The organism is Streptomyces araujoniae, from assembly GCF_050871195.1.
Lineage (GTDB): Bacteria > Actinomycetota > Actinomycetes > Streptomycetales > Streptomycetaceae > Streptomyces > Streptomyces bacillaris.
Window position 1 is genome coordinate 716,495 of sequence record NZ_CP194070.1, and the last position, 24,948, is coordinate 741,442.

Genomic DNA, 24,948 nt, shown 5'->3' on the forward strand with positions numbered 1-24,948 from the left:
GTATCCACCAAACTCCGCTAGGGCAACCGTCACGCTACCTGTTCACGTCCCCACGGATCGATCGGCGGACCCGGTCCCAGAAGTGGCCGGGCTCCCTCCGGAAAACACGAAGGTGACCCCTACAAACTGAACTCGGCTACTGCAGCTCGTGACCAACCGGGGCGCCCCGACGAGCCGGTCCAACTGCTGACCGAAGAAGGCCCAGGCGCGACCCGCTCGACACCCAGTACCCCGGCCCACAGGCAGGGCAAGCCGCATGCTGTTCAGGTCGATCGCTTATCGTGCCCGCGCACCGCCGAACTGTCCGCGGTGCGCATTCGGCAAGGAGAGAACGCCGTGAGCAGGATGCCTCCGCCCGCAGTCGGGCTCCCGGACGAACTCCGGCGGCGCCTTGGCGTGCCGGACGCGGTGATGATCGGCCTGGGGTCAATGATCGGCGCCGGAATCTTCGCCTCGCTGGCCCCCGCAGCCCGCGCCGCCGGATCCGGCCTGCTGCTCGGCCTCGCCCTGGCTGCCGTCGTCGCCTACTGCAACGCCACCTCCTCCGCCCGGCTCGCCGCCCTCTACCGGGCCTCGGGCGGCACCTACGTCTACGGGCGCGAACGGCTCGGCCCCTTCTGGGGCTACCTGGCCGGGTGGGCGTTCGTCGTGGGCAAGACCGCCTCCTGCGCGGCGATGGCGCTGACCATCGGCTCCTACGTCTGGCCGGGCCAGGCCCACGCGATCGCGGTGGCCGCCGTGGTGGCCCTGACCGCCGTCAACTACGCGGGCCTCCAGAAGTCTGTCCTGCTCACCCGGGCCATCGTCGCGGTCGTCCTGGCGGTGCTCGCCGCCGTCGCGACCGCCTCCCTGGCGTCCGACGGGGTGGACACGGCCCGCCTGGGGATCGGTGCGGACGCCACGGCGGCCGGGGTGCTGCAGGCGGCCGGGCTGCTGTTCTTCGCGTTCGCCGGCTACGCCCGCATCGCCACCCTCGGCGAGGAGGCCCGTGACCCGGCCCGCACCATCCCTCGGGCCATCCCGATCGCCCTCGGCATCACCCTCGTCGTCTACGCCCTCGTCGCCGTCTCCGTCCTCCTCGTCCTCGGTCCCGGTGGGCTCGCCTCCGCCACCGCCCCACTCACGGACGCCGCCCGGGCGGCCGACGCCGGCTGGCTCGTCCCCGTCGTACGCGTCGGCGCGGCCGTCGCCGCCCTCGGCTCCCTGCTCGCCCTCATCCTCGGCGTCTCCCGCACCACCCTGGCCATGGCCCGCGACCATCACCTCCCCCACACCCTGGCCGCCGTACACCCGCGCTTCAAGGTCCCCCACCGCGCCGAACTCCTCGTCGGCGCCGTCGTCGCCATCGCGGCCGCGACCACCGACGTACGCGGGGCCATCGGGTTCTCCTCCTTCGGCGTCCTGGCGTACTACGCCATCGCCAACGCCTCCGCCTGGACCCTGACCCCCGCCGAAGGCCGCCCGCCCCGGATCATCCCCATCGTCGGCCTGACCGGCTGCCTCGTCCTGGCCTTCGCCCTCCCGCTGCCCTCCGTGCTCACCGGAGCCGCCGTCCTCCTCGTCGGCGCAGCCACGTACGGCTTCCGCCGCGTCAGCACACACCACCAGCAGGGCGTCTGATCAAGTTTTCACGCCGATGTAGGTGATATATCCGTTTCCATTCGCCAGGTTGGAACGGATTCTTCGGTCAGTTCGGCGGATATTTCGTCAGTCATCAGACAGGCGCCTCGGGCATCACACAAAGGAAAAGCTCCCACAACCTGTCTGGCACCAGTTGCCGCCCCACCTCCATGCCATGGACAACGAGGACCCCGGCCAGCCTTCGACAGGAAAGGCGCTCGATGCCGGCACGAACGATTCCCGGCAAGCATCTTCGAGAGGCATGACCGCCATGACCGACTACCTACAGGCCGTCTTCGCGATGCTGGGCCCGAACGGAACTGCCGTTGGACGCGCTGGAGATGGCTTTGTGGGGGCCGAGGATCAAGAAGGGCTCCGACCTCATCCGTCACAGCGACCGTGGGTCGCGATACGTGCCAATTCGGTATATCGACCGGCTCGCAGCCATCGGCGCCTTCGCCTCCGTCAGGTCGGGCGCGGACTTGTATGACAACGCGACGGCAGAGGCGCTGAACGGTACCTCCAAAGGCCGAACTTATAGAGACGCAGCACCCCTGGAAGGACGTCGACCAGGTCGAACGGGCGATCTTCCAATGGATCACCTGGCACAACGGAGAGCGTCTTCACTCCGCGCTCGACTACGTCCCGCCCGCCGAGTACGAGGGAGCCTGCTGGCGAAGCACGGAGCAGACCCCGCAGTCCGCCTGGACCAAGACCACCGGACTCTACGAAACTCGGGGCAGCGCAGGCTGTGCGGCAGGGGTGTCAGGGCGGGAGTCGACGGGCCAACCAGGCCCGTTGTCAGTGGCGTCCGGCAGAATCCGCTTCACCGACCGCCACCATGACCTGGCGTCGCCCGGTAGGAGAAGAGGGTTCCATGCGAGAACTGCCCATGTTCGAACGTCTTTACCCCGATGTCCAGTTGACGTCCCCCTCGGGGAGGTTCGTGCTGCGGTGCGACTCGGAGGGTGTCGCCGTGGTCACGGACACCGATCGCGGTCAGGCCGTCTGGCGGGCGGGCGCAGCTGGACAGCTGTTGCTCGGGCACGGGTACGAGGTCGTCGTCGAGGGCGGGGAGGACGACGAGACGGTGTGGCGTTCCGGTTTCGCCGCGCCCGGGGCGCAGTACCTCGTCCTCACGGATGCCGGCGAGCTGGAACTCCTGGACCGCACACACGTCCGCCTGGGCAACATACGCACCGGACTCACCCACCCTGTGCCGCTCGGGGACGCGGCGCCCGCGGCTGCCATCACCCGGGACGCGTATCTGGTCAAGGAGGGGAAGACGCGCCGGACAGTGGCCCGCCAGCAGGACGGATGGCTGCGGGTCTGCGAGTACGGGAAGAGCGGGGGGAGGAGCTACGCGCTGACGCGTCCGCTGGTCGACTGGTTCGAACGGGAAGGCACCGTGCTCACCTGGCGCCGGCACCTGGCGGGTGGTGCGAAATCCAAGAGCTTGATGCTGTGCCTGGTCGACTCCGCCGGGAGCGTCCTGTGGCACGAGGGCACCCAGCGCCCGCACGGACCGGTCCCCCTGGGAGAGCCCTACGCGTATGGTGGGCCCGCGCTGGAGGCGGGAGGGCGCTTGCGCAACCAGTCCCTGACGTCTCCCACCGGTACGCACACACTGGCCCATCAGGGCAACGGCGACCTGACTCTGTACTGCCACACCGAGCGCCGTGCCGTGTGGTCGACCGGCACGGGGTGGGTGGACGGAGGATGGGCCGAGCTCTCCGAGGACGGTGTCCTCTCGGTCCGCAACACCCATGGTGTCCCGGTGTGGAGTTCCGGCCCGTCCGGCTCGGGGGCCCGCAGGCTCGTGGTCGGAGATGACGGCCGTGCCGAACTGCGTGACGTGAACGGCCGGTCGGTGTGGTCCGCAGGCGCACACACGGCATGCCACGGCCCCACGGCCGACGCCCCGCAGGGTGCCGTGCTGCGCCGAGGACAGACGCTCGGGCGGCACTCCCTCACCTCCCCCGACGGAAGCACCGTGCTCGGACACTGGGACGAACGCCGCCTCGTTCTGTTCGGAGCCGACCAGACCTGGCTCTGGTACGCGCACCTCGGCGAAGCGGCCGAGCCCGGACTGCGGCTCGACGAAGACGGCATGCTGCGCGTTCTCGGCGACGAAGGCCCACCGCTGGGCGGACCGGCTGACGAACTGCGTGTCGAGGAGGGCGGAGTGGTCCTGTGCCGTGCCGACGGGACGGTCGTCTGGCGCGACGGCGAGGCAGTGGCCGAGCCCTCCGCCGCCCCGAACCCGCCCGCACGGGGAGGACTCGTGAAGAGCCTGCCGGACACGGACGAGACCCTGCTGATCCGCACCGACTTCTCCGACCCGACCGCTTGGCAAGCTCTGCTCACGACCGTCATGACACCGAACCAGGACGGCTTCCTCGCGAACGTCCACCCGGTGGATGATCTCGCCTATCGCGACCTGACGACCGAACAGATCCTCTCGGCGGCACACGAGCTGGACACCGAGCTTCTCATCGTGGCCGACAAGGCCGCCCTCACGACGCCGGAGATGCCGCTGCTGGCCCTCCTGCTCTCCGACGAGAACGACGAAAGCGGGGAGGGTGAGGCGCTGCAGACGCACGGCCGGCTCCGAGTCGTAGCCACAGAACTGTGGTCGGTCGAGAACAACATTTCCCTCGCCAACATGGATGGGGAGGACTTCGAGAACGCCGCCCACGACGGTGTCTTCCGGGGCTTCTGACCCTGGCAGGACCGAAGGGGCGTCCCGAAACGCATCAGATGCGTCGAGCATCCTCCGTCAGGCTGCCGAGGTGTGGGTCATCGAACCGTTGGATCGACGGCGGGCTGCCTGTTGCCCGAGCCGGGAATTCCATCAGGGAGCCTTCTCGTGTGACGGCGACATGCCAGAACGCCGTGGAATTTTCCATCACAAATCCCACTCGGTCCATGAATCAGGTGTTTCGCCTGTGGGCTGCATTTGCAGGCGGGAGGACACCGGGTGAGGGTTGAAGGGTCCCAGGAATTCCTTGGGGTGCGATCCAACACCTCGGCCAGGGGCCGGGAGGGGAAGGGAGGGGGCCAGCCATGACATGGCGATGACGCCATTGCGGACGGCTGCCCGAGCCGCGCGCCGGTGGCTCAAATGCTGCGACTACGCGAACCGGGCAAGCGGAAGCGAAGGAGACCCTCAGATGGCTACGCAGGTCAGCAAAGCAGTCCTGGTACGGCTTCAAGCCCTCCCCGGCAGGGAGGACGACGTCCGCGACTTCCTGAGTCAGGGGCTGTCAATCGTTGAGGGAGAGCCCGGGACCGTGAGGTGGTTCGGAATCCAGTTCGGACCCTCGTCGTTCGGGATCTTCGATGCCTTCCCCGACGACGACGGGCGCCAAGCACACCTATCGGGCGCGGTCGCGCAAGCGCTCGGTGAGAGAACGGGTGAGCTCTTCGAGGAACCCACGATCGAGCTGATCGATGTGATCGTGGAGAAGCAGCCCGCTTAAGACCTGGTGGGGACGGACCAGGGCGACGCGTCACTTCCCGGGCGGGGCCGAGGCTCCAAGAGCGCGCAGCTCGAAGCAGGCTCCGCTGGTCCGAAAGGCCCCTTCGACGGACCGTCCTGTTCTCCGCGGTGACCAGTCGGATGCCCGGTGCCGGAGCGTGAAAGCCCATCGCGACAGTCATGAATTGACTCTCGAGGATGCTCGCGGAACGAGGGAGAGGATCGGAGTGTGCATACACGAACCAGTCCGGTGCTGGTGACTGACGCCGGGTCATCGAGTCTGCGTCTGACGATCTTCGGCGACGGTGGTCAGGTCCTCAACGAACACCACAGTGAGTCCCCGCCGGGTAAAGGGGCGACCCAGGCGCTGCTGCAGTTGCTGAGTGAAGGGCCGCCTCCCGGGGCTGCGGGGCACCGTATCGTCCACGGGGGGCCGGAGCTGCGCAGCCATACTCTGCTGGACGACGCTGTGCGCGCCCGCTTGGCCCACGTAGCAGAGCTCGCGCCCCTGCACGTGCCGCAAGCACTGACCGTGGTGGACGCGGCCCGGGATCTGCTGGCGGGAGTTCCCCATGTCGCCTGTTTCGACACCGTCTTCCACTCCGGCCTGATCGCCGCGGCAAGGGAGTACGCGGTACCTGCCGATTGGCGCGAGACGTACGGACTGCGCCGCTACGGCTTCCACGGGCTCTCCTACGCCTGGGCGCTGGCCCGGACGTCTGAACTCCTCGGCCGCCGCCCCGAGCGGCTGCACCTGGTGATGGTGCATCTCGGCGGTGGCTGCTCCGCTTGCGCGGTGCGCGACGGGCGCAGTGTGGACACGACGATGGGCTTCACGCCCTTGGAGGGGCTGGTGATGAGTCGTCGCAGCGGCAGCATCGACCCCGGCGCCCTGATCTGGCTGCTCACACGGAAGAATCTGCCGGCAGTCGAGATCGAGGACATTCTGAATCAGAGGTCCGGTCTGCTCGCCCTGTCCGGCACATCGGGCGACACGCGGGACCTGGTCCGCAACCGGACGGCAGACGACGAGCGTGCCGCACTCGCCCTGGACGTCTTCACCCATCAGTGCCGACGCGGTATCGCCGGGATGGCCGCATCCCTGAGCCGTCTGGACGCTCTCGTCTTCACCGGCGAGATCGGTGAGGATCAGCCCGAGGTCCGTGAGGAGGTGTGCGCCGGCCTGTCCGTGTTCGGCCTCACGGGCGGCCTGCGACCACTGGTCGCCCAACGCCCCGAGATCGTCAGTGAGCCCGGCGCCCGTGTTCCCGTCGTGGTCATCCCCACGGGAGAAGCCCAGCAGATCGACGTCGAGACCCGGGCTCTTCTGGATCGCGGCTGAGACGAGCCGAGGCGCAGCGCGACCAGGGCCATATGAGTAGTCATTCTCATGTTCACCCGCTCCTGGCCGGCTTCCCGCTCACCGGAGCGGTTGAGGTCTGCCGCCGGTGTGCTCCGGTGTGATCCATCAGCCGGATCCGCCCAGGACGATCTTCCATACGCGCGTCGCCACCTGAAGGTTGAGCCGGTCCTCGACGTCGGCGAGTTCCTTGCCGCTGATCTCGCGGATGCGCTGGAGCCGGTAGCGCAGTGTGCTGCGGTGGATGGAGAGAGAGGCGGCCGTTTCGTCGTAGTTGCCGCCACAGTCGAAGTACCGGGCCAGGGTCTCCGTCATGGTCGAACGGTTTCTCGCGTCGTAATCGATGAGCTGCCCGAGCCATTCGCGGACGAAGGCCTCCAGCTCCCGGAGGTTGGTCCCGGGGCCGAGGATTCGATAGAGGCCGAGTTGGTCGAAGAACATCATCCCGTATTGCTTGCGGGAGTGGCGCAGCACTTCCAGGGCGCGCTGCGCCTCCTGATAGTGCTGCGGGAAGTCGTCGGGGGAATCGCACCGCGCGCTCACCCCGATGCTCCCGGACGGTGCCCCCGTGTCCAGAGCTAGTGCCTCGTACAGCGCTCCGGCGTGCGGTCTGTCATCGGCGAGAAGGACCACGTTCTCGGCCCCTCGGGTCAACAGCGAGCGCATGCCCACGGCGGAGGCCGCCCTGCCCACGGCCTGCGCGAAGGAGTCGTCCGCAACCCGGTCCGACCACCGCACCACGACGACGTAGTGGCTGCGCTGCAGATCGTGCCCGACGGCCTCGGACCTGGCGTATGCGCTGGCCTCGTCCGTTCCTGCCAGGAGGTCGTCGGCCAGCTCGCGGTGCAGCCTCAGTTCGACTTCGGCCTGGTTGCGCAGGTGTGCCAGCTCCGGGGCGAGCGACATGACGGCCTGCTCCAACGCGAGCACCGCGTGCTCGTCCGCCTCGTCCCGGGGATCGATCAGAGCCAGCATGCCGAGGATCTCGCCGTGCGGGCGCACGAGAGCGATCAGCCGGCCCCCGATCCTCGTCGGCCCCGCCTCCCGGGCGGCTGCGATGAGCAGTGCGTTCTGGCGCACGGGATCCGGCTCCGGATAGGGGTCGGGCCGACTGGGGCCCGCCCAGGACCTCAGTCGGCCGAAGCGGTCCTCGACCAGTGCGGGAAGCCCCGTCAGCCCGTGGAGAGCGCGGGTGACGGCCTCCTCGTCACCGCCCGAGGCTGCGACGTCGGCCGTAAGCCCACGTACAGCCTGCCGGTACGCCAACTCCCCCACGACGGTGACCAGCTGCCTTTGGAGTGAGGCACGTTCCTGCCTGAGGACGTGCAGCTCCGCTGCCTCCTCCCGGCGGCAGCGGTGCGCGAAGGCGACCGACAGCGCGGCAGCCGTGTGCCGGATGAGTGTGGCGAGCAGAAACCGCTCGGTTCCGGTCGGCCGGGAGCGGGACGTCACCACGAGGTATCCGTGCAGGCCCTCGATTCCGCGCAGCGCCAAGGCCTGACCGCCGCGCCTGCCGGGTACGGCTACAGAGCCGTCCCGCCCCGCCAGGTCCCGTACCTTCGGCTGCACCATGAGGGCGTGATCCTGGCGGTTCCCCGCACTGGGGACCAGCTCGCCGCCCGCTTCGAGCAGGTATCCCGCCTCGGCGGTATAAGGCCCGGCGGCGGCAACGTGGTCCATGGCCAGGCGCAGAATCCTGCTTTCGTCCCAGGTGGCGAAAAGGTCGCGGAGCAACACCGTCAGTTCCTGGAGTGAGCGGCCGCCGGAGGGAAGCGCTCGCGGCTCTCTCGGACCAGTTGCGGCCGGTCGGCTGTGGCCGACGGCTGACCGGCTGCCCTTCTCGTAGGAGTGGCCGTTCAGGTTGTGCGGCCGGCGCTTCCCCATGGGTACCAATCCCGAGCTGTCGGAGGGCCGGACAAGCGCGGTTCCGGGTCACTGCCCGCGAGGCCACTCCGTACGTAATGTCCGTAATCTCACCTTAGTACGTGCAGGGCGAGTGGGCCCATCCGTTTTCGTCCCGCCAGGCGCAGGCGCGGGGCGAATCGGCTCGACATGCTGGGAGCGTTCGGAAGCCTCCGCGTACACGTCGCCAGAAGTAGCGGAATCCGAAGCAGAGCGACGCTACGGGTCGGTAGCCCAGCTCGGGTCCGTTCGGTCCGGGTACAGGAGCCCGGGTGTGAGAACCCCGGGGTGCGCACGGCCCTCCGCGGAGGTCTTCCCCGTTGGTGAACGAAAGCGAACCGGTAATCGGCGCAGGCCGCAGCACCGGGAGGAGTTCCTCATGGCCAGGGCAGTGGGCATAGACCTCGGCACCACCAACTCGGTGATCGCCGCGTGGGAGGGCGGCGAACCGTCCGTGGTTCCCAATACCGAGGGCAACCGGACGACACCGTCGGTGGTGGCCTTCACCGACACCGGGGAGCGCATCGTGGGCCAGATGGCCCGGCGCCAGGCGATCCTGAATCCCAAAGGAACCATCTACTCGGCCAAGCGGTTCATAGGCCGGCACTTCGACGAGATCTCCGACGAGGCGAAAGCTGTGGCGTACGACGTCGTCGAGGGAGACGGCGGGGCGGCCCGCTTCGAGGTGCGCGACAAGCTGTACGCGCCGGAGGAGATCAGCGCACAGGTGCTGCGCAAACTCGCCGACGACGCCTCCAAGCAGCTGGGCGAGCGTGTCACGGAGGCGGTCATCACGGTGCCCGCCTACTTCAACGACGCCCAGCGAACCGCAACCAAGGATGCCGGCCGGATAGCGGGGCTGGAGGTGCTGCGGATCATCAACGAGCCGACAGCGGCCGCTCTCGCGTACGGCATGGACAAGAAGGAGCACGAGACCGTCCTCGTCTTCGACCTGGGTGGCGGCACCTTCGACGTGAGCATCCTCGACGTCGGCGACGGCGTGGTGGAGGTGCGTTCCACCGCCGGGGACAGCCACCTGGGCGGCGACGACTTCGACCGGCGCCTGGTGGACCATCTCGCGGACGGCTTCCAGAAGGAGAACGGCATCGACCTGCGGAACGACCCGCAGGCACTTCAACGACTGTTCGAGGCGGCGGAGAAGGCCAAGACCGAACTCAGCTCCGTCACCCAGACGCAGGTCAGCCTTCCGTTCATCACCGCCGACGCCTCGGGCCCCAAACACCTCACCGAATCCGTCATGCGCTCCACGTTCGAACAGATCACCGGCGACCTGGTGGAGCGGTGCCTGGAGCCGGTCAAGCAGGCCATGGCCGACGCCAAGGTCGGCGAGAGCGACATCGACGAGGTCATCCTCGTGGGCGGCTCCACCCGGATACCTGCCGTGCAGGCCCTGGTCCGACGGCTGACCGGCGGCAAGGACCCCAACATGAGCGTCAACCCCGACGAAGTCGTGGCCCTGGGCGCCGCGATTCAGGCCGGAGTGCTCAAGGGTGAGGTGAAGGACGTCCTGCTGCTCGACGTCACGCCCCTGTCCCTGGGCGTCGAAACGCGCGGCGGAGTCATGACGAAGATCATCGAGCGGAACACCACCATCCCGGTGCGGCGTACGGAGACGTTCTCGACCGCCGACGACAACCAGCCGGCCGTTGATGTGGTGGTTCTCCAGGGTGAGCGCGAGCGTGCCGCCGACAACCGCGTGCTCGGCCGGTTCCAGCTCACCGACATCCGGCCGGCGCCGCGAGGCGAACCGCAGATCGAGGTCACCTTCGACATCGACGCCAACGGCATCCTCAATGTCACGGCGCGCGACGGGGACACCGGCAAGGAACAAGGCATCACCATCAGCGAGAGCTCCAACCTGGACCGCGGTGAGGTCGAGCGCATGGTGCAGGAGGCCGAGCGCAATCAGGGCCAGGACCGGGAGCTTCGCGAAGCCGTGGACGCCCGCAACGAGCTCGACGCTGCCGCGTACCAGGTCGAGAAGCGCCTGGCCGAACTGGGCGACGCGGCCCCCGCGCACGAGAGGGCCCGGGCCGAGATGCTCATCTCCGATGCCCGGGCGGCGGTCAAGGAAGAGGCCGGCGTGGAGCGCGTGCGGCCACTGGCCAGCGAACTCCAGCAGATTCTCGCCGGACTGGCTGCCCAGCCGGGTGCCGCCGCCACGGGCGACCCGGGTCAGGGTGCGTCCGCCGATGCTCCCCCGAGCGGTGGCAGCGACGACGACGTCATCGACGCCGAGTTCGACAAGGGTTGAGGCCGCCATGACCTCCCACCCCGAAGAACCTGACCGGGCAGGCTCGGCCGGCCCGGCTCCGAAGGAGGCCGTAAGCCCTCCTGGCGAGGAGCCGCACCAACCCGGCCCGCTTCCCCGGCCGCAAGCGACGGCGGACGAAACGCGACCCGAGGCGGTCGGCCCCGCCTCCGCGGCGGACGAGCACGCAGCCGCGGTGCGGGAGTTGGAGGACCGCTGGCGGCGCGCCCTCGCCGATCTCGACAACCTGCGCAAGCGTCACGCGAGGGAACTGGAGCGGGAGCGGATGGTCGAGCGTTCGCGTACGGCCGCCGCCTTCCTGCCCGTCCTGGACAACCTCGAACTCGCCCTGTCCCACGCCGACGCCGACTCAGGTGCGGTCGTGGAGGGCGTCCGGACAGTCCGCGACCAAGCGGTGGGCGTCCTCGAACGGCTCGGCTACCCGCGGCATGCGGAGACCGGAGTGGCCTTCGACCCGGCCCACCACGAGGTGGTCAGCGTGGTCGATGACCCCGACATCGAGCCGGGCACCGTCGTGCAGGTGCTGCGCCCGGGCTACGGCGACGGCGATCGGCAGCTCAGGCCCGCCGCCGTGACTGTCGCGAAGCGGGAGTGACCGGCCATGGCACGGGACTTCTACGATGTGCTGGGAGTGTCGCGGACCGCGAGCCAGGACGAGATCCAGCAGGCCTACCGCAAGCTCGCCCGCAGACACCATCCCGACGTCAACAAGGATCCGTCGGCCGAGGAACGCTTCAAGGACCTCAACGAGGCGTACAGCGTTCTGTCCGATCCGAAGACCCGGGCACGCTACGACCGCTTCGGCGAGGACTTCCGCAAGATCCCCGAGGACTACGACGAACGGGTCGCGGCCGGAGCGGGCGGCGGATTCCGTACTCGGCGGACCACCGGCGCAGGCGGCCCCCGCGCCCGGTACACCACCGGCTTCGGCGAGGACTTCTCGGCCGGGGATGTGAACATCGAGGACCTGCTCGGGTCCCTCTTCGGCGCAGGTGCCGGCTCCGCGGGCGTACCGGGAGCCGACCAGGAGGCCGAACTGCCGCTCACCGTCGAAGAGGCGTACAGGGGTGGCCGCCGTACCGTCACACTCGCCGGGCCCACCGGTGAGCCGCGGCGCTACGAGGTCGAAGTCCCGCCTGGCGTCACCGACGGGCAGCGCATCCGGCTGGCGGGGGAAGGCGGGCGGGGCAGTGGTGCCGCACCCGCGGGCGACCTGCACCTCCGGGTGCGCATCCAGTCCCATTCCCCATTCCGGCTGGACGGCCGCAATGTCCATGTGCAGGTCCCGGTGGCCCCGTGGGAGGCGGCCCTGGGCGCGACCGTGCCGGTGCCCACCCCCGGCGGTGGTACGGCCAAGGTCACCGTGCCCGCCGGCTCGTCCAGCGGCCGTCGGCTGCGGTTGCGCGGCGAGGGCATGCCGAACCCGCGTGGTGCGAACGGCGACCTGTACGCCGAGCTCCGCATCGTGGTGCCGCCCACCCTGGGTGACCGGGAGCGCGAACTGTTCGAGGAGCTGGCCGCGGCCTCCTCGTTCGACCCCAGGAGGACGCGATGACCGACCGACCCACGGGAGCGGCGGGCACCGCCCGGTCCGGTCCCGGCGACCGCCCGGTTCAGCCCGTCGCCCACCCCGCCACGGCTCCGACGACTGTCCGCTACGCACTCGTTCCCGTCCCGGGACTTTCCCTGGAGGCCGTCGCCCGCCGATCGCGTCTCCATCCGGATCTGGTCCGCCGGTTCGTCGCCCTCGGGCTTGTCGACGCCGAACGCGATGCCGTCGGCCGCCTGGTTTTCGACCGCGACGCCCCAGCGGTACTTGCCCGCGTCCAGCGGCTGCGCTCCGGACTCTGCCTCAACTACGCATCCATCGGACTGGTGCTCGACCTGCTCGACCGCATCAGCCTGCTCGAAACCGCCCTGCGCGGCCGCGGCACGAGGAGTGATACACCCCCATGGACATGAACCGTCTCACACAGAAATCCCAGGAAGCCCTCCAGGAGGCCCAGTCCGCGGCCGGCCGCATGGGGCATACCGAAGTGGACGGAGAACACCTGCTGCTCGCACTCGTCGATCAGGAGGACGGTCTGATCCCACGCCTTCTGCAGCAGGCCGGAAGCGATGCGGCGGAACTGCGCGCGGCCGTTCGCGAGGAACTCTCCCGCCGCCCGAAGGTCACCGGCCCCGGCGCGGCACCCGGCCAGGTCTTTGTCACGCAGCGCCTCGCCGGCCTGCTCGACGCCGCTGAACGGGAGGCCAAACGGCTCAAGGACGAGTACGTGTCCGTGGAGCACCTCCTGCTCGCCCTGGCCGAGGAGGGGGCGTCAACAGCCGCTGGACGTCTGCTCAACCGGGCAGGGATCACCAGGGACTCGTTCCTGGGCGCACTGACCCAGGTCCGCGGCAATCAGCGGGTCACCTCCGCCAACCCCGAAGTGGCCTATGAGGCGCTGGAGAAGTACGGCCGCGATCTCGTCGCCGAGGCCAAGGAGGGCAGGCTCGACCCGGTCATCGGCCGGGACGCCGAGATCCGCCGCGTCACCCAGATCCTGAGCCGGAAGTCCAAGAACAACCCGGTCCTCATCGGAGACCCCGGTGTCGGCAAGACCGCCATCATCGAGGGTCTCGCCCAGCGCATCGTCCGCGGCGACGTCCCCGAGGGGCTTCGCGACAAGATCGTGTTCGCCCTCGACATGGGGTCCCTGGTCGCCGGCGCCAAGTACCGGGGCGAGTTCGAGGAACGCCTCAAGGCCGTGCTCAGCGAGGTCAAGGCGGCACAGGGCGGAATCCTGCTCTTCGTCGACGAACTGCACACCGTCGTCGGTGCGGGCGCCGCAGAAGGGGCCATGGACGCGGGGAACATGCTCAAGCCGATGCTCGCCCGCGGTGAACTGCACATGATCGGCGCCACCACTCTCGACGAGTACCGCAAACACATCGAGAAGGACGCCGCGCTGGAACGGCGTTTCCAGCAGGTCCTGGTCGACGAGCCCGGCGTCGAGGACACCATCTCCATCCTGCGCGGACTGCGTGAGCGTCTGGAGGTCTTCCACGGCGTCAAGATCCAGGACAACGCGCTCGTGTCCGCAGCCACCCTCAGCCACCGCTACATCACGGATCGGTTCCTGCCCGACAAGGCCATCGACCTCGTCGACGAGGCCTGCGCCCGGTTGCGTACCGAGATCGATTCCATGCCGGCCGAACTCGACGAGATCACCCGACGCGTCACCCGCATGGAGATCGAGGAAGCCGCTCTCTCCAAGGAATCGGACCCCGCGAGCCAGGCCCGCCTGGAGGAGCTGCGCAAGGAACTGGCCGACCTGCGCGGTGAGGCCGACGCCAAGCACGCCCAGTGGGAGGCCGAACGGCAGGCGATCCGGCGGGTGCAGGAACTTCGCCAGGAACTGGAGCAGGTCCGCCACGAGGCGGAGGAGGCCGAGCGCGCCTACGACCTCAACCGTGCCGCCGAACTGCGGTACGGCCGACTCCAGGACCTGGAGCGGCGACTCGCGGCGGAGGAGGAGCAACTGGCCACCCGGCAGGGACAGAACCGTCTGCTGCGCGAGGTGGTCACCGAAGAGGAGATCGCGGAGATCGTCGCCGCCTGGACGGGTATCCCGGTCGCCCGCCTGCAGGAAGGCGAGCGCGACAAGCTGCTGCGCCTCGACGAGATCCTCCGCGAGCGCGTCGTCGGCCAGGACGAGGCCGTCAGGCTCGTCGCCGACGCCATCATCCGCGCCCGCTCCGGCATCCGTGACCCTCGCCGCCCCATCGGTTCGTTCATCTTCCTCGGCCCCACCGGCGTCGGAAAGACCGAGCTGACCAAGACTCTCGCCCGGGCGCTGTTCGACTCCGAGGACAACATGGTCCGCCTCGACATGAGTGAGTACCAGGAGCGGCACACCGTCAGCAGGCTCATGGGCGCACCGCCCGGATACGTCGGCTACGAGGAAGGCGGCCAGCTCACCGAGGCCGTACGCCGCAAGCCGTACTCGGTCGTCCTGTTCGACGAGATCGAGAAGGCGCACAGCGACGTCTTCAACACTCTGCTGCAGATCCTCGATGACGGCCGCATCACCGATGCCCAGGGCCGCACCGTCGACTTCCGCAACACCGTGATCGTCATGACGTCCAACATCGGCTCCGAGCACCTCCTCGACGGTGCCACCGCCGAGGGTGAGATCAAGCCCGACGCCCGCGCGCTGGTGATGGGCGAGCTGCGCGGGCACTTCCGCCCGGAGTTCCTCAACCGCGTCGACGACATCGTGCTGTTCAAGCCGCTGGGCGAGCGGCAGATCGAACGGATCGTGGAGCTGCAGTTCGACGAACTGCGGCAACGGCTGGCGGAACGCCGCATCGACGTAGAACTCACCGATGCGGCGCGAGAAGTGATTTCCCACCAGGGCTACGACCCGGTGTACGGGGCCAGGCCGCTGCGGCGGTACATCTCCCACGAGGTGGAGACGCTGGTCGGACGTGCTCTTCTGCGGGGTGACGTGCAGGACGGCGCGACCGTCCGTGTCGACGCCGAACACGGAGAGCTGGTGGTCACCTACGACCGGCCGGAAGAGGTCCGGGAAGCGAGGGCGGCGTGAACACCACACGGACAACGACGGTGGCCTGCCCGCACTGCGGGCGCGACAACCGTATTCCCGTTGCCGCCGAGGGGCGCCCCAGATGCGGCCACTGCAAGCAGCCGCTCCCCTGGGTCGTCGACGCGGGTGACGGCGACTTCGCCGAAGTCGCCGACAACGCCGTCCAACCTGTCGTCGTGGACCTCTGGGCCACCTGGTGCGGCCCCTGCCGCATGGTCAGCCCCGCCCTCGAACAGGTCGCCCGCGACCTCGCCGGACGGATCAAGCTCGTCAAGGTCGACATCGACAGGAACCCGGTACTCAGTCAGCGGTTCGAGGTCCAGGCAGTGCCCACGCTGCTCGTCCGGGACCACGGCGAGACGGTCGCCCGACAGGCCGGTGCGGCACCGGCCCATGTCCTGCGGCATTGGGTCGAACAAGCCCTGGAAGGCCGGCAGGCCACCGCGGGCCAGTGAGTCGCTGTGCCCGGCTGCCACGAGGGCTCCCCGAACCTCGCGGTGGCGCACTGCATGGGAGGAGAACGTCATGGCCACGATTCCGGATCCGCACCTGGCCATGGTGCGGCCCGTCACACCGCGCACCCCGCAGGGCTGCGAGGAGTGCCTCAAGGAGCACTCCCCGTGGGTGCACCTGCGCCTCTGCCTCACCTGCGGGCACGTCGGCTGCTGCGATTCCTCACCCCTCAAACACGCTCGACGACACGCGGGCAGTACCGGACACCCCATCGTCCAGTCCCTCCAACCGGGCGAGGACTGGCGCTGGTGCTACGTTCACGAGGCTCTGGTCTGATGAGTGCCGCTCAGCACGAGAACGGTGCGGTCCGTGAGACACCGGACCGGTACGGAGCGTTCCCCCGCCTCACACCGGAACAGCTTCAGAACCTGACCGCGCACGGCGAGCGTCGCAGGACCACGGAAGGTGAGGTGCTGTACCGGGAGGGAGAGCCGTTCCGCGAGTTCCTCGCGATCCTCGGCGGCACCGTCGAGATCCTCCAGGACCATGGCGGTCCGGACGAGCGCACGGTGGCACTGCACGGGTCCGGAAGGTTCCTGGGTGAGCTGGGGATGCTTGAGGGGCAGGCCGCCTTCGACACGGCGGTGGTCCGTGAGGCCGGCGAGATCCTCGCCGTGCCGGTGGAGCGCCAGCGCACCTTGATCGGCCGCGACCCCGTACTCGGTGACCTGATCCTCCGGGCTTACCTGGGCCGCCGGTATCTCCTCATCGGCCTCGGCGCGGGTTTTCGCATCCTGGGATCCTGCTACTCGCGGGACACACGGCGGCTGCGGGAGTTCGCCGCCCGCAACCGGCTCCCCCACCGCTGGCTGGATCTGGAGAGGGACGGGGAGGCTGAGGCGCTGCTGCGCCGGTTCTCCATCCGTCCCGAAGAGACTCCGGTCGTCCTGTGGAAGGGCGAGCGGCTGCTCCGCAATCCGAGCAACGCCGAACTCGCGGAACTCATCGGGCTGCCCGCCCCCACGGTGAAGGCCTCCCAGTGCGACGTGATGGTGGTCGGCGCGGGCCCCGCCGGACTCGCCGCGGCCGTCTACGGCGCCTCCGACGGTCTCACCACGATCTCCGTCGACGCCGTGGCCACCGGAGGGCAGGCGGGCACCTCCTCCCGCATCGAGAACTACCTCGGCTTCCCCTCGGGCATCTCCGGAGGAGAGCTCACCGAACGCGCGGTGCTCCAGGCCCACAAGTTCGGTGCCCGTCTCATGGTGTCCGCCCAGGCCGACCGTCTCGTCCCGCAGGACGACGCGTACGTGGTCTCCTTCACGGACGGGTCCCACGTCCGGGCGGGCGCCGTGGTGCTCGCATCGGGTGTCCGGTACCGGAGGCTCCAGGTGCCCGGCGTCGACCGTCTGGAGGGCATCAGCGTCTACTACGCGGCGACCGTGCACGAGGCGAGTCTCTGCGAGGCGGACCCGGTCGCGGTGGTCGGCGGGGGCAACTCAGCGGGCCAGGCGGCGCTGTTCCTGGCGCAGCACGCGTCCGGAGTCCACCTCCTCGTGCGGGGCGGCGATCTCAACGCGGACATGTCCCGTTACCTGGTGGACCAGGTCGAACGTCACCCGAAGATCGAGGTGCTCCTCAACACCGAAGTCCGGGCTGCCTCCGGGAAGGACAAACTGGAGTCGCTGAGCATCGAGGACAACATCCGCGGTGAGCGCCGCCCGCTGCGGGCCACCGCGCTGTTCGTGTTCATCGGCGCCCGCCCGCGCACGGAATGGCTGAGGGGAGCCCTCGCCCTGGACGAGAAGGGCTTCGTCCTGACGGGGGCCGACGCCCGGGCCGCTGCCGACGCGACCCGGTGGGACTCGCTCGGCCGTGGTCCCATGCTGCTGGAGACCAGCCTTCCCGGGGTCTTCGCAGCCGGTGACGTGAGGAGCGGCTCGGTCAAACGAGTTGCCTCGGCCACCGGTGAAGGCGCCATGGCGATTCGCCTCGTACACGAGTACCGGGAGAATGCCGGCAACCTCGTCCGCGGCGGCACCACAGGTCCGGAGAGGCCTCGACCGGAGGCGGACCGGTCCGCACCATGGCGCTGATCCTTGGCCCCCGCAGGGTCGGAAAGGAAACCGCTCGCCGGCTCCCGTCGCGCGGTTCCCCGCGCGATCAGGTACTCAGGAAGGGTGGACATGGACGCGATCAACCCCTTCGTGCAGGTCCGGGGCGCCAGTGAGAACAACTTGCGGAACATCGATGTCGATCTTCCGCGGGACGCGATGGTCGCCTTCACGGGCGTCTCCGGGTCCGGCAAGTCCTCGCTCGCGTTCGGCACGCTCTACGCCGAGGCACAGCGGCGCTACTTCGAGTCCGTGGCACCGTACGTCCGGAGGCTGTTGCAGCAGGTCGGTGCACCGCACGTGCAGGAAATCACCGGACTGCCACCGGCGGTGGCCCTGCAGCAGCGCCGTGGGGCGCCCAGTTCGCGATCGACGGTCGGCACCATCACCACCCTGTCCAATCTGCTGCGCATGCTGTACTCCCGCGCCGGCACCTATCCGGCAGGGGCCGCACGACTGGACGCCGATTCGTTCTCACCGAACACCCCTGCCGGGGCCTGCCCGGAATGCCACGGACTCGGGGTCGTCCACGATGTCACCGAGGACCTCCTCGTCCCGGACCCCTCGCTGAGCATCCGCGAGGGTGCGATCGCCGCCTGGCCGGGCGCCTGGCAGGGGGCCAACCTGCGCAGCATCGTCCATGGCCTGGGGATCGACATCGACCGACCGTGGCGCAGGCTCAAGAAGAAGGACCGGGACTGGCTGCTGTACACGGACGAGCAGCCCTCCGTCTACATCGAGCCGGAGGAGGACCGCGTCGACTACGGCTACCAGGGCAAGTTCTGGAGCGCCCGCAAGCACATCATGCACGTCCTTGCCGACTCCAAAAGCGAGAAGATGCGCGAACGGGCGCTCCGGTTCGTCAGGAGCGTGCCCTGCCCCGAGTGCCACGGCAGCGGACTGCGGCCCGAGGCGCTCGCCGTGACCTTCGCCGGACGTTCCATCGCCGAAGTCAACGCGATGCCGCTCTCCGAGGTCGCGGCGCTGCTGCGGCCCGTCGCACGGCGGTCCGAGCCCGACGCCACCACTTCCACCGCCCGGTCCGGGGAGACGACCGAGGTCGCGGTCCGGATCTGCGGCGATCTGGTCGCGCGGGTCGCCGTACTGCTCGACCTGGGCCTGGGATACCTCAGCCTCGGGCGCCGCTCGACGACCCTGTCGCCCGGCGAGGCGCAGCGCCTGCGGATCGCCACACAACTGCGCTCGGGGCTGTTCGGCGTCGTCTACGTCCTCGACGAACCCTCCGCGGGTCTGCACCCGGCTGACGCGGAACCGCTGCTGGACGTGCTGGAGCGCCTCAAGGCAGCGGGCAACTCGCTGTTCGTCGTGGAGCACGACATGGACGTCGTACGGCGGGCGGACTGGGTGGTCGACATCGGCCCCGGCGCCGGTGAGGGCGGCGGGCGCGTGCTGTACAGCGGCCCCGTCGCCGGTTTTGAGCAGGTGGAGGAGTCGGCCACGAGCCGGTATCTGTTCGGGCGTGCCGAGCCGCTCGAACACCGGCCGCGCACTCCGCACGGCTGGCTGCACCTGAGCGGCGTGTCCCGCCACAATCTGCGTGACGTGTCCGTGGACGTACCGCTGTGCGTACTGACGGCGGTGACGGGTGTGTCCGGTTCCGGAAAATCGACGCTGGTCACGCAGGTGCTCGCCGAGGTCGTGCGAGGCCACCTCGGACTCGGGCCCGAGGATCTTGACGAGGCGCGGCTGGAGGTGGACGTTCAGGACGCGTCGGGGGTCGAGTCGTTCGACCGGCTGGTCCGGGTCGACCAACGGCCCATCGGGCGTACTCCTCGGTCCAATCTGGCCACGTACACGGGGATGTTCGACGCGGTGCGCAAGCTGTACGCGGCGACGGACGAGGCCAGGGCGCGCGGCTACACGGCCGGCCGGTTCTCCTTCAACGTGCCCGAAGGGCGGTGCGAGACCTGCCAGGGCGAAGGATTCGTCGCGGTGGAACTGCTCTTCCTGCCCGGGACCTACGCCCCCTGCCCGACCTGCCAGGGCGCCCGGTACAACGCCGAAACGCTGGAAGTCACCTACCGGGGCAAGAACATCGCGGACGTACTGGCGCTGTCCGTCGACGACGCCGCCGAGTTCCTTTCCGCCGTCCCGCCCGCCGCCCGCAGTCTGGAGACGTTGCGCGAGGTGGGACTGGGGTACCTGCGCCTGGGGCAGCCCGCCACAGAGCTCAGCGGCGGTGAGGCACAACGCATCAAACTGGCCACCGAACTGCAGCGGGCCCGCCGCGGCCACGCGCTCTACCTGCTCGACGAACCGACAGCGGGCCTGCACCCCTCGGACATCGCACTGCTGCTGCGCCAGCTGCACCGCCTCGTCGACGCGGGCAACACGGTCGTCCTCGTCGAGCACGACCTGGACACGATCACCACCGCCGACTGGGTCATCGATCTCGGGCCGGGCGGCGGCGATGCGGGCGGGCGGGTGGTCGCGGCGGGCCCGCCGGCCGAGGTCGCGAAGGCCCGCCGTAGCGCCACCGCGCCCTATCTCGCGGCCCGGCTCGCGCGCTCCTGACGATGGTCCGAGAGGGCTGATCACCCGTCACGGAGAGCAGGCCCCGTACGGGCAGAACGACGGAAATCCGGCCGCTCCGCCCGTACCGGCCGGCCGGGGCCAGCGTGTCATCGCATGGCCGACGCCACACCGGAGGCATTCTGTGGGCATTTGCGGTCGCGGGGACGGACAACGAGAAGGATGCAGTCATGCAAGCGTCGTCGCAGGTCGTCACGGTGGTCGTTCTCCTCGCGGACCCGGACGCGCCGACCATGGTCGCGAAGCGCCTGGCACGGACCCTTCCCGCCCGGCTCGCCGAGAAGTCCGGCCGGCAGAGACGGTTCGCTGTCGAGGTGCTCAGCAGGCCCTTCACCGCGGACGCCGAGGACCCGTCCACGTTGATGCGCCGGATCGTGGAGGACGGACGTGCGGAGAACTGGGACATCGTCGTGGCCCTCACCGACCTTCCGCTGCACTCGCACAGGCGAAGGCTCGTGGTGGATTTGAGCCACGAACACGGGACGGCGTTGCTTTCCCTTCCGTCCCTGGGGGGCTGGCGGTTGCAGGGAAAGGCACGGCGGGTCGTGGAGGAAGCCGTGCTCAGCCTGGCCGCTTCGCGGTCCCCCGGATGTGAGCGAGCTGCCTATCGCCGACCGCCGCTCGGCCCCTTCGCCGGCCGCCTCGCGCCCATCCGCCCGGGCCCTGTCGACGAGGAGGAGCTCGCCGATCTGCGCTACGTCGCCGACGGCCCGCGCGGCTACGTCAAATTGCTCGTCGGCATGGTCCGCGCCAACCGGCCGTGGCGGCTGGTGCCGGGCCTGTCCAAAGCCCTGGCCGCCGCACTCGCCACGGGAGCCATCGCCACGGTGGACGACACCGTCTGGAGCCTGGCCACCTCCCTGGGTACGCCACGCCTCGTCGTCGCCACGGTCGGTTCCGTCGGGCTCATGATCGGCTGGCTGATCGTGGACGCGAACCTGTGGCATCGCACAACGGAAGGATCGCCGGAGGCGAGGCAGCGATCGGTTCTCTACAACACGTCGACCCTGGTGACCGTGAGCATCGGGGCAGCCGTCTGCTACGTCGGCCTGATGGTCGTCAGCTTCGTGTGGGCGCTTTTCGTGCTCAACGGCCACGTGTTCGCCTCCGCGACCCGGCATCCGTTGAACGCGCAGAACTACTGCACGCTGTCATGGTTCGTGGCTTCGATTGCCACAGTGGGCGGCGCGCTGGGGTCGGGGCTGGAGAGCGACGAGGCGATCCGAGCAGCGGCCTATTCCAAGCGCGAACAGGAACGTCGCCACATGCTCCAGGGCGAGCACGATGGCTAGCCGCAGGCACGATGCACACGCACCGGTGGCGACGGCACACGGCCTGTCCCGCCCCTCTCCTCGGCGATGGTGAGATGAACATGATGGTGGCTCCGGCGATCCGGCCGACGCGAGCTGAAGCGGCCTTCCGGCCGGGCCTGCGCCCGTGACGTGGCCGCGAGCCCTGAGGGACGTCCTCCGATCCGGGCTCAGCATCGAGGAGACGCGCCTGGAGCCCCTGCTCGCTCTGCGCGCGGCCGTCGGTGTGGCACTCCTCGTCGGGCCGGCGCTGTGGCTCGGCTCCCCCGCGTACGCCGCATCCGCCGCCCTCGGCGCCTTCTCCGCGGGTGGGGCCACCTTCCAGCGCGCTTGGCGCCCCCGCAAGGTGATCGCGCTCGGCGCGGGCGCGGGGCTGGCGCTCAGCACCCTGGCGGGGTACCTGGCGGCGGGGCACCTCGTGACGTTCCTTCCGCTGCTGGCCCTGTGGACCTTCGGGGCGGGGCTCGCGTGGGCCGTCGGATCGACCGCTGGGATCGTCGCGGCGACGACCGTCGGCAGCATGCTGGTGACCATCACCCTGCCCACGAGCACCGGACGGGCCCTGGAGCACGCCGGGATCATCGCGCTCGGCGGTGCGGTGCAGGCAGCGCTGATCCTGCTGTTCCCGATCCGCCGATGGGGGGCGCATCGGGACGCGCTCGCCGACGCTCTGGCCGCCGTGGCGGACTACGCCCGCCGGCTCCGGCACGACCCGACGGCCGGGTTCGACCCCGAGCCCTTGATGACAGCCCGGGACGCGGCGGCCGTGACGCCGTCCCAGGCTCGCACGCGCCCCGTCGCCCTGCACGGTCCGCGAGGAGTTGCCGAACGCATGGTGCCGGCCATCACCGCGCTGGCCGACCCCCACATCGGCGCCCCGGCCGAGGGACCCGGGCGGGACCGCGCACGGGAACTGCTCGACGCGGCCGCTGAGGTGCTGGATGCGGCCGCCCGGTCGATCCGGCGAGGCACCCCCGTCGAGGTACCGCCGAGAACCTCGGAGCTCCTGCGGGCAGACGCGGAGCACGAGGTGCTCGAAGGTCCGGCGAGGCAGGCCGCCGAAAGACTCAGGCAACTGCTCGGCGAGGCGCTGGAGATCGCGGAGTGCGGCAACGCTCGCAGAAGGCCGCCCGTGCGCCACGGAGGCGCACGCGTCGAGTTCCTGGAGCGCCCGACCCTGTTCCGGCTTGTTCCGGTCGTCGCACGGGCCGTCCGCCGTGAGCTCCGACGCGACTCGCCCGTCTTCCGGCATGCCGTTCGGTTGGCGGCGGTGGCCACGCTCGGCTACCTCATCGCCGCACAGCTGCCCCTGGGGCACGGCTACTGGGCGCCCATCGCCTCGGTCATGGTGATGCGCCCGGACTTCCACCGGACGTACGCGCGTGCGGTCGCCCGTCTCGCCGGGACTCTGGTGGGTGTCGCGCTCGCCACCGGGGCCGTGGAGGCCCTGGGCCCGGACGCCCGTCTCTCCGGTGCGCTGGCGGTGGTCTCGGCGGGCCTGTCGTACACCCTGATCCGTACGGGCTACGCCTACTCCCAGTGCTTCACCGCCGCCTACGTCGTCTTCCTGCTCGGCATGGGCGGCCAGGCATGGCAACAGACGGTTCCGGAGCGGATGACCCTCACTCTGCTGGGCGGAGCCCTGGCCATGCTGGCCTACGCGGTCTTTCCCGCGTGGGAGACGCCCCGGCTACGGGAGCGGCTGGCGGACTGGCTTGCCGCCGACGGCCGCCACGCGGCGGCCGTGCTCCGCCACTTCGCGGCACCGACCGCGGAACGCCGTGCCGACATGCGCAGCGCCCAACTGAGGAGCAGAAGAGCCCGCGCCGCCTGGCAGGAGGCTTATGACCGGGCACAACAGGAACCGGTCCGCCCCAGGGGCCTGACCGCGCAAGAGGCGAAGGACGCTCAGGAGGCGCTCGAAGGTTTCGACAGAGCAGCGACGCTCATGGAGAGCCGCGTCCCGCACGACGACAACCCTTCGACTCCCGAAGTGGAGGCCTTGGCCGAAGCCCTGGAATCGGACATGGAGCAGGCGGCGGCCGATGTGCGCGAGCACAGGGACCCGGACTGGGCACGCGTGGAGAAGGCCCTCCGGACATGGGAAGAAGCCGGTGGCCGGAGCCCAGCGCTACGGAGCGAGGCAGACTTGCAGAAGCACGCCCTGGAGAACCTGGCGACAGCAGTGAGCCGCACCCCCTTGGAGCGCGATGTCGGCTCCCTGCGCGAGGACCAGCGCGTGCGGGAAGCGGTGGAGGCTCAAGGCGATGGTTCGGAACCCGCTCACCGGGGTGGATGACCACCTGGCGCAGCAGGCAGGCGCCCCGCTTCCGGGGTCCGCCTGGTTCGACAGATGGCCAAGATGAGGGAGCGCGACGCAGCGATCAGTCGGTGGGTTGCCCGCGCCGCGATCCAAGCCCTGACGAGTTCCTCTGTCGTAACCCTTCAGACCGAGGTCTTCTTTGTGAAGACCTGTCGGCCCGCGCCTCCCTTGTGTGCCGGCTCGCCAGCGTCACGGGCTGTCTGTCAGGGCCCACTGTCCTCTGCCCAAGATCCGGGCCATACGCGGCTCAGCCGCCTGCAATGCGGTCGTATCACGACCGTTTCCGCAGGTCGGTAACCACGCGAGTCGCGTACCACCAGCAGACGCAGAATCTGCTATCAGATGTCACACGCTCACCTGGCGCCCACTGGGGCTACCCAGTTGGTACGGCCGGATGTTCCCTCTACAGTCGCGCCAGAGCAGCTCACTGACCGAGGAAGCTCAGACGGACCTGACGGTTTGCATTATCGCGATTAGTATCCACCAGGCAGACCGACTGCCAGGTCCCCAGTTCCAGCCGGCCCCCGATCACCGGCAGGGTCGCGTGAGGCGGTACGAGGGCGGGGAGTACGTGGTCGCGGCCGTGGCCCGGGCTGCCGTGGCGGTGCTGCCAGCGGTCGTCCGCCGGGAGCAGGTGGTGGAGGGCGGTCAGGAGGTCGTCGTCGCTGCCCGCGCCCGTCTCCAGGACGGCGATGCCCGCCGTGGCGTGGGGGACGAAGATGTTGAGGAGGCCGTCGCGGCCGGAGGCCGAGCGGGAGAGGAACTCCTCGCACTCCCGGGTCAGGTCCATGACGGTCTCCGCCGTACCCGTGGTGATGTTGAGGACAGTGGTGGTGAAGGAATCAGGCATGGCTCCATCGTCCCTTCCGGGGCGCGGGATGCCACGTTCACGCTCCGGGACGCCGCTGACCGTCTCCTGAACGGATGCCTGCGTTCAGCGCCCTGTT

The 24,948-nt window shown here is 69.6% G+C and carries 17 protein-coding genes and 1 pseudogene; 16 read left to right on the plus strand and 2 right to left on the minus strand.

Annotated features, from left to right (window positions below; translation table 11 throughout):
* Positions 1 to 345: 345 nt before the first annotated feature.
* The 5 genes and pseudogenes from ACQ9ZG_RS02865 to ACQ9ZG_RS02885 all read left to right on the plus strand — a co-directional run bounded on the left by ACQ9ZG_RS02865 (position 346) and on the right by ACQ9ZG_RS02885 (position 6,443).
* Positions 346 to 1,620, plus strand: a complete 1,275-nt coding sequence (locus tag ACQ9ZG_RS02865) for an APC family permease (RefSeq protein ID WP_109916502.1) — start codon at positions 346 to 348, stop codon at positions 1,618 to 1,620.
* Between the two features lie 537 nt (positions 1,621 to 2,157).
* A pseudogene (locus ACQ9ZG_RS02870) lies at positions 2,158 to 2,226 on the plus strand (hypothetical protein); the annotation flags it as partial.
* Positions 2,227 to 2,497: 271 nt separating this feature from the next.
* Positions 2,498 to 4,342: a DUF6924 domain-containing protein gene (locus ACQ9ZG_RS02875; RefSeq protein ID WP_109916503.1), complete on the plus strand. Its 1,845-nt coding sequence runs from the start codon at positions 2,498 to 2,500 to the stop codon at positions 4,340 to 4,342.
* A gap of 451 nt (positions 4,343 to 4,793) precedes the next feature.
* Positions 4,794 to 5,102 carry a putative quinol monooxygenase gene (locus tag ACQ9ZG_RS02880; RefSeq protein ID WP_109916504.1) on the plus strand — a complete coding sequence of 103 codons (309 nt, stop codon included), beginning with the start codon at positions 4,794 to 4,796 and terminating at the stop codon, positions 5,100 to 5,102.
* Positions 5,103 to 5,330: 228 nt separating this feature from the next.
* Positions 5,331 to 6,443, plus strand: a complete 1,113-nt coding sequence (locus tag ACQ9ZG_RS02885; RefSeq protein ID WP_181398313.1) for an acetate/propionate family kinase — start codon at positions 5,331 to 5,333, stop codon at positions 6,441 to 6,443.
* A 126-nt stretch (positions 6,444 to 6,569) separates the two neighbouring features.
* Here the strand turns inward: ACQ9ZG_RS02885 and ACQ9ZG_RS02890 are convergent, their stop codons facing one another.
* Complete coding sequence (locus ACQ9ZG_RS02890; protein ID WP_258312288.1) at positions 6,570 to 8,141, minus strand: PucR family transcriptional regulator; 1,572 nt, start codon at positions 8,139 to 8,141, stop codon at positions 6,570 to 6,572.
* 601 nt (positions 8,142 to 8,742) lie between these two features.
* On the opposite strand from ACQ9ZG_RS02890, the gene dnaK reads away from it, so the two are divergent.
* From dnaK to ACQ9ZG_RS02945, 11 genes are all read left to right on the plus strand, one after another.
* Complete coding sequence (gene dnaK / locus ACQ9ZG_RS02895) at positions 8,743 to 10,638, plus strand: molecular chaperone DnaK (protein WP_109916506.1); 1,896 nt, start codon at positions 8,743 to 8,745, stop codon at positions 10,636 to 10,638.
* 7 nt (positions 10,639 to 10,645) lie between these two features.
* Positions 10,646 to 11,251, plus strand: a complete 606-nt coding sequence (locus tag ACQ9ZG_RS02900; protein WP_109916507.1) for a nucleotide exchange factor GrpE — start codon at positions 10,646 to 10,648, stop codon at positions 11,249 to 11,251.
* A gap of 6 nt (positions 11,252 to 11,257) precedes the next feature.
* Positions 11,258 to 12,211 carry a DnaJ C-terminal domain-containing protein gene (locus ACQ9ZG_RS02905; protein WP_109916508.1) on the plus strand — a complete coding sequence of 318 codons (954 nt, stop codon included), beginning with the start codon at positions 11,258 to 11,260 and terminating at the stop codon, positions 12,209 to 12,211.
* The gene (locus ACQ9ZG_RS02910; protein ID WP_109916509.1) at positions 12,208 to 12,618 is read left to right on the plus strand and encodes a chaperone modulator CbpM; all 411 of its coding nucleotides are present in this window, start codon (positions 12,208 to 12,210) and stop codon (positions 12,616 to 12,618) included. Before ACQ9ZG_RS02905 ends, ACQ9ZG_RS02910 begins: the two co-directional genes overlap by 4 nt.
* Positions 12,609 to 15,248 carry an ATP-dependent chaperone ClpB gene (clpB, locus tag ACQ9ZG_RS02915; RefSeq protein WP_109916510.1) on the plus strand — a complete coding sequence of 880 codons (2,640 nt, stop codon included), beginning with the start codon at positions 12,609 to 12,611 and terminating at the stop codon, positions 15,246 to 15,248. The genes ACQ9ZG_RS02910 and clpB overlap by 10 nt, the downstream gene beginning before the upstream one ends.
* Positions 15,245 to 15,703 carry a thioredoxin gene (gene trxA, locus ACQ9ZG_RS02920; RefSeq protein WP_109916511.1) on the plus strand — a complete coding sequence of 153 codons (459 nt, stop codon included), beginning with the start codon at positions 15,245 to 15,247 and terminating at the stop codon, positions 15,701 to 15,703. The genes clpB and trxA overlap by 4 nt, the downstream gene beginning before the upstream one ends.
* 70 nt (positions 15,704 to 15,773) lie before the next feature.
* Positions 15,774 to 16,037: a UBP-type zinc finger domain-containing protein gene (locus ACQ9ZG_RS02925; RefSeq protein ID WP_109916512.1), complete on the plus strand. Its 264-nt coding sequence runs from the start codon at positions 15,774 to 15,776 to the stop codon at positions 16,035 to 16,037.
* Positions 16,037 to 17,797 carry an FAD-dependent oxidoreductase gene (locus tag ACQ9ZG_RS02930; RefSeq protein ID WP_109916513.1) on the plus strand — a complete coding sequence of 587 codons (1,761 nt, stop codon included), beginning with the start codon at positions 16,037 to 16,039 and terminating at the stop codon, positions 17,795 to 17,797. The genes ACQ9ZG_RS02925 and ACQ9ZG_RS02930 overlap by 1 nt, the downstream gene beginning before the upstream one ends.
* Before the next feature lie 90 nt (positions 17,798 to 17,887).
* Complete coding sequence (gene uvrA, locus ACQ9ZG_RS02935) at positions 17,888 to 20,350, plus strand: excinuclease ABC subunit UvrA (protein ID WP_258312286.1); 2,463 nt, start codon at positions 17,888 to 17,890, stop codon at positions 20,348 to 20,350.
* Between the two features lie 188 nt (positions 20,351 to 20,538).
* Positions 20,539 to 21,660, plus strand: coding sequence for a hypothetical protein (locus ACQ9ZG_RS02940; RefSeq protein ID WP_109916515.1), 1,122 nt, complete (start codon positions 20,539 to 20,541; stop codon positions 21,658 to 21,660).
* 145 nt (positions 21,661 to 21,805) lie between these two features.
* Positions 21,806 to 23,977, plus strand: a complete 2,172-nt coding sequence (locus tag ACQ9ZG_RS02945; RefSeq protein WP_109916516.1) for an FUSC family protein — start codon at positions 21,806 to 21,808, stop codon at positions 23,975 to 23,977.
* 448 nt (positions 23,978 to 24,425) lie between these two features.
* Here the strand turns inward: ACQ9ZG_RS02945 and ACQ9ZG_RS02950 are convergent, their stop codons facing one another.
* Complete coding sequence (locus ACQ9ZG_RS02950) at positions 24,426 to 24,851, minus strand: secondary thiamine-phosphate synthase enzyme YjbQ (protein ID WP_109916517.1); 426 nt, start codon at positions 24,849 to 24,851, stop codon at positions 24,426 to 24,428.
* Positions 24,852 to 24,948 lie beyond the last annotated feature (97 nt).